We start from the raw sequence: 5,113 nt of genomic DNA, 5'->3' as shown, positions 1-5,113 counted from the left end.
CCCGGTGTCGGCGACGAACCGCGGCACGGCGGCGGGCGTGGTGGCCGGGGTGGCCGACCTGGTGCGGGACGAGGTCGCCGAGCACGGCCCGGTGTGTCTCGCCGGTGACAGCGCCGGGGGCCAGATCGCGCTGTCCGCGGCGATGGAGTTGAGGGACCGGGGTGTGTCCCGTCTTCCGGCGACGATCCTGATCTCCCCCGCGCTCGACCTGGCGATGGGCAACCCGGACATCGACCGGGTCCAGCCCAGTGACCCGTGGCTCGCCCGACGAGGCCTGAGGGTGTTCATCGACGCCTGGCGTGCCGAGCTGCCGGTGGACGACCCGCGGGTGAGCCCGCTGTGCGGGGACTTCACCGGTCTGGGGCCGCTGACGGTCTTCGCCGCCACCCGCGACATCGTCCTGCCCGACGTGCGACTCGGGGTGGAGCGGGCCCGCGCCGCCGGCGTGGACGTCACGTACATCGAGGAGCAGGGGCTACTCCACGTGCACCCGCTCCAGCCCACCCCTGAGGGACGGGCCGCACGGGAGACGATCGTGGGGGTCGTTCGTGCGGCCGTGCGTTAGAAGGACTCGCACGACCGCGGTCTAGAAACCCAGCCGCCCGAGCATCTTGGGGTCGCGCTGCCACTCCTTCAGCACCTTGACGTGCAGGTCCAGGTAGACCTTGGTCCCAAGGAGCTGCTCGATCCCCGCCCGGGCCTGGGTGCCCACCTCGCGCATGCGCGAGCCGCCCTTGCCCAGGACGATCGCCTTCTGGCTCTGCCGCTCCACGTAGACGGTGGCGTGGACGTCCACCATGTCGTCACGCCCCTCGTGGGGCAGCACCTCCTCGATCGACACGGCGATCGAGTGGGGCAGTTCGTCCCGCACGCCCTCGAGGGCGGCCTCGCGGATGAGTTCGGACATCCGGGTCTCGTCCGACTCCTCGGTGATCACGTCGTCGGGGTAGAACCTCGGCCCCTCGGGGAGCAGGGAGGCGATGACGTCCGTCACCACGTCGACCTGCTCACCGGACGCGGCGGACACCGGGACGACCTCGGAGTCCGGCCCGAGGAGCCTGGAGACCGCGACCAACTGCTCCATGACCTTCTGCTTGGACACGGTGTCGATCTTGGTGACCAGGCCGAGGATCGGGGTGGTGGGACAGAGTTTGCGCACCTGCTCGAGGATCCAGCGGTCGCCGGGGCCGATCCGCTCTCCCGCAGGGATGCACAACCCGATCAGGTCGACGTCCGAGTAGGTGTCCTCCACGAGGGCGTTCAACCGCTCGCCCAGCAGGGTGCGTGGCCGGTGCAACCCCGGGGTGTCGACCAGGATGATCTGGGCGTCGGGTCGGTGGACCAACCCGCGGATCGCGTGCCGTGTGGTCTGGGGCCGCGAGGAGGTGATGGCGATCTTCTCGCCCACCAGCGCGTTGGTGAGGGTGGATTTGCCGGTGTTCGGCCGGCCCACGAAGCTGACGAACCCGCTCCGGAAGCCCTCGGGCGTGGTCATCGGTTCTCCTCGTCGTCGTTCTCGTGTGTGCCGTCGGCGGCAAGGTCGATCCGTTCGGCCACCACGGTGACCACCCTGACCCGTCCGCGACGGTCGTGCCCGCCCTCGGCGCGCAGGTCGAGCCCCTCGGTGACCACGTGCGCCCCGGGCAGCGGGACGCGACCGAGTTCGAGCGCCATCAGTCCCCCGATGGTCTCGACCTCCTCGGTCACCTCGTCCGGGAACTCCACGTCGAACAACTCTGCGACCTCGTCCAGACCGAGCCTGGACGACAGCCGGTACCTCCCGTCCTCCAGCTCCTCGACGGGGGGCACCTCGGTGGTGTCGTACTCGTCGACGATCTCGCCGACGATCTCCTCGAGGATGTCCTCGATGGACACCAGCCCGGCGGTTCCGCCGTACTCGTCGACCAGGATCGCCAGATGGTTGTGGTCCCTCTGCATCTCCGACAGCAGGTCGTCGATCCGCTTGGCGTCCGGCACGAACACCGCGGGTCGCATCACGTCGGCGACCGGGGCCGCGCGGCCGTCGGGGTCGTCGAGACGGGCCACGATGTCGCGGAGGTAGATCACCCCCACCACGTCGTCGGAGTTGTCACCGTCCACCACGGGGATCCGGGAGTACCCGGACTTGACGGTCAACCGGGCCGCCTGGCCGACGGTCTTGTCCGATTCGATCCACACCATCTCGGTCCGCGGGGTCATGACCTCGCGGGCGGTGGTGTCCCCGAGCTCGAACACCGACTGGATCATGCGCGACTCGTCGTCGGCCACGACCCCGCGCTCACGGGCCATGTCCACGATCTCGAGCAGCTCGATCTCCGAGGCGAACGGGCCGTTGCGGAAGCCCCGGCCCGGGGTGACGGCGTTGCCGACACCCACCAGGAGGCTGGCGACGGGACCCAGGACCATCCCGAGCACCCGCATCGGGGTCGAGGCACCCAGTGCCAGTGAGTAGGCGTGCTGGCGCCCCAGCGTGCGGGGACCCACGCCGGCCACCACGTACGCCGCGATCGTCGTCACCGCGATCACCCCGACCAGGGCCCAGACCGTGGACTCGATGACCTCGGCGAACACCACGGTCAGGAGGACGACCCCCGCGATCAGGCTCAACAGGTGCAGTAGCACCGTGACGTTGATGTAGCGCGGCCGGTTGAGCAGCATCAACGACAGCCTCGCCGCCCCGTAGCGGGGTTCCTTGGCCATCTCCTCGACCCGGGCCACCGAGACCGTGCTCAGCGCGGCGTCGAGGGCGGCGAAGACGCCGGCGACCAGGATGAGCAGAACGGCGGCGCCGGTGGTGAGAATGGTCTGGTCCACGGGTCAGGCGTCCGCGCGCGGGGCGTCGTCCTGCGGGGCGTCCCGGTGGTCGTACCACTCGCCCAGCAGCTCGTTCTGCAGGCCGAACATCTCGCGCTCCTCGGCCGGCTCGGCATGGTCGTACCCGAGCAGGTGCAGGCACCCGTGCACGGTCAGCAGCGCGAGCTCGTGCGCGAGCGGATGACCGGAGCTGGCGGCCTGGTCGGCGGCGAACGCCGGGCACAGCACGATGTCGCCGAGCATCGCCGGCCCGGGATCGGGCAGGTCGGGGCGACCCCCCGGGGAGAGCTCGTCCATGGGGAAGCTCATGACGTCCGTGGGACCCGGCAGGTTCATCCACGTCACGTGGAGATCCGCCATGGTGTCCTTGTCCACGAGGGTGATCGACAGTTCCGCGGCGGGGTGGACGTCCATCCGGGCGATCACGAACGCGGCCACGTCGATGAGTTCGGCCTCGTCGACCTCCACGCCCGACTCGTTGGCGACCTCGATGCTCATCGGCGGCGGTGCTCCCTGTTCCTGTGTACGGCGGTGGGTTCCTCGCCCCGCTCGAGGCGCTCCTCGTGCTTCGCGTAGGCGTCGACGATCCGGGCCACCAGCGCGTGCCGCACGACGTCCGCGGACGTGAGCTCCGAGAAATGGATGTCGGGGACCCCCTTGAGGATGTCGCGCACCACCTTGAGTCCGGATCGCTGCCCACCCGGGAGGTCGATCTGTGTGATGTCCCCTGTCACGACGATCTTCGAGCCGAAGCCGAGGCGGGTCAGGAACATCTTCATCTGTTCGGGCGTGGTGTTCTGCGCCTCGTCGAGGATGATGAACGCGTCGTTGAGGGTGCGCCCACGCATGTAGGCCAGCGGGGCGACCTCGATCACCCCGGCCGCCATGAGCTTGGGGATGGCCTCCGGGTCCATCATGTCGTGCAGCGAGTCGTACAGCGGCCGCAGGTACGGGTCGATCTTCTCGTGCAGGGTGCCGGGCAGGTAGCCGAGCCGCTCCCCGGCCTCGACCGCCGGGCGGGTGAGGATGATGCGACTGACGTCCTTGGCCCGCAGCGCGGCGACCGCCTTGGCCATCGCGAGGTAGGTCTTACCCGTTCCGGCGGGTCCGAGCCCGAACACCACCGTGTGGTCGTCGATCGCGTCGACGTACCGCTTCTGCCCCACCGTCTTGGGCCGGATCATCCCGCCGCGCCGGGACAGCACGTCCGTGCCCAGCACCTCCTCGGGGGTCAACGGCCCGGAGTCGGCGAGGATCTCGACCGAGCGTCGCACCGACGCCGGGGTGATCTCCACCCCACGTCCGGCCTGCCGGAGCAGGTCCGAGACCACTCGTGAGGCCTGGTCGACGGCGCCGGGGTCGCCGGAGATGGTCATGGTGCCGCCCCGCACGTGCAGGTCGGCGTCGAGCAGCTCCTCGAGCGCCCGGAGGTTGGCGTCCGCGGCGCCGAGCACCGCCATGGCCAGGTCCGGGTCGAGCTGGACCGCCGTGCGGGAGGGCGGGCCGCCGGGGTCCCGGCGGTCGTCGCCCCGCGTCCGGGCGACCGTGTCACTCACTGCGTCGTTCTCTGGGGTACCTACGTGGATCACTTCCTGGGTGGTGGTGCGGTCGGGTCGAGTGTAGTACCAGTGCGGGCCCATCTCCGCGTGAGAACTCCGAGGGCGCCGAGCGCCACCGCGGCGGCGCTGGAGGTGCGCAGCACCTCGGGACCCAGGACGACGGCGCGGGCCCCGACGTGGGTGAGTGAGTCGATCTCGGCGTCGGAGACGCCGCCCTCGGGCCCGACGACGAGGAGGATGCGTTCCACGGGACCCGCCGCGGTCACGGCGTCCGCGAAACCGGCGGCACCGTCCTCGTGCAACACCAGCGCGGTCGCACCCGCTCGGACCTCCTCGGCCACGAATGCCACGAGACCGGTGGAGTCGAGCGGGTCGCCGATCTCCGGTTCCCACTCGCGCCGGGACTGCTTGGCGGCGGCACGGGCCGCGTTGGCCCACTTGGTCCGGCCCTTGTCGAGCTTGGGGCCCGCCCAGCGGCTCACACACCGGTCCGCCTGCCACGGCACGATCCGGTCCGCCCCGGCCTCGGTGGCCAGTTCCACGGCGAGCTCGGAGCGATCGGACTTGGGGAGCGCCTGGACCACGGTCACCAGGGGCGTCGGTCGCTCGACCACGGTCCGGGCCAGGACCTCTGCCTCGACCCGGCCGGGCCCCGACGTCAACACCGAGCAGTCCGCGACCTGGCCGCGCCCGTCCCCGACCCGGAGGAGCTCGCCTGGCCGCACCCGCAGGGCCGAGCC

Annotated in this window: 6 protein-coding genes; 1 reads left to right on the top strand and 5 read right to left on the bottom strand. The window is 70.8% G+C overall.

What is annotated here, in order from left to right:
- A partial coding sequence (locus tag G6028_RS02550; RefSeq protein WP_182657949.1) for an alpha/beta hydrolase fold domain-containing protein occupies nucleotides 1–565 on the top strand: 565 nt, incomplete at its 5' end.
- 21 nt (nucleotides 566–586) lie between these two features.
- Here the strand turns inward: G6028_RS02550 and era are convergent.
- The 5 genes from era to G6028_RS02525 all read right to left on the bottom strand — a co-directional run.
- Nucleotides 587–1,495, bottom strand: a complete 909-nt coding sequence (era, locus tag G6028_RS02545) for a GTPase Era (RefSeq protein ID WP_182609948.1) — start codon at nucleotides 1,493–1,495, stop codon at nucleotides 587–589.
- Complete coding sequence (locus G6028_RS02540) at nucleotides 1,492–2,814, bottom strand: hemolysin family protein (protein ID WP_179524967.1); 1,323 nt, start codon at nucleotides 2,812–2,814, stop codon at nucleotides 1,492–1,494. The genes era and G6028_RS02540 overlap by 4 nt, the downstream gene beginning before the upstream one ends.
- A 3-nt stretch (nucleotides 2,815–2,817) precedes the next feature.
- The gene (gene ybeY / locus G6028_RS02535) at nucleotides 2,818–3,312 is read right to left on the bottom strand and encodes an rRNA maturation RNase YbeY (protein ID WP_182617320.1); all 495 of its coding nucleotides are present in this window, start codon (nucleotides 3,310–3,312) and stop codon (nucleotides 2,818–2,820) included.
- Entirely contained in the window at nucleotides 3,309–4,370 is a 1,062-nt protein-coding gene (locus G6028_RS02530) for a PhoH family protein (RefSeq protein ID WP_259844134.1), read from the bottom strand. The genes ybeY and G6028_RS02530 overlap by 4 nt, the downstream gene beginning before the upstream one ends.
- 29 nt (nucleotides 4,371–4,399) lie before the next feature.
- A partial coding sequence (locus G6028_RS02525) for a 16S rRNA (uracil(1498)-N(3))-methyltransferase (RefSeq protein WP_182657948.1) occupies nucleotides 4,400–5,113 on the bottom strand: 714 nt, incomplete at its 5' end.

The sequence above is a fragment of the Dietzia cercidiphylli genome, assembly GCF_014145145.1.
Lineage (GTDB): Bacteria > Actinomycetota > Actinomycetes > Mycobacteriales > Mycobacteriaceae > Dietzia > Dietzia natronolimnaea.
This window is presented reverse-complemented; position numbering and strand designations above follow the sequence as displayed.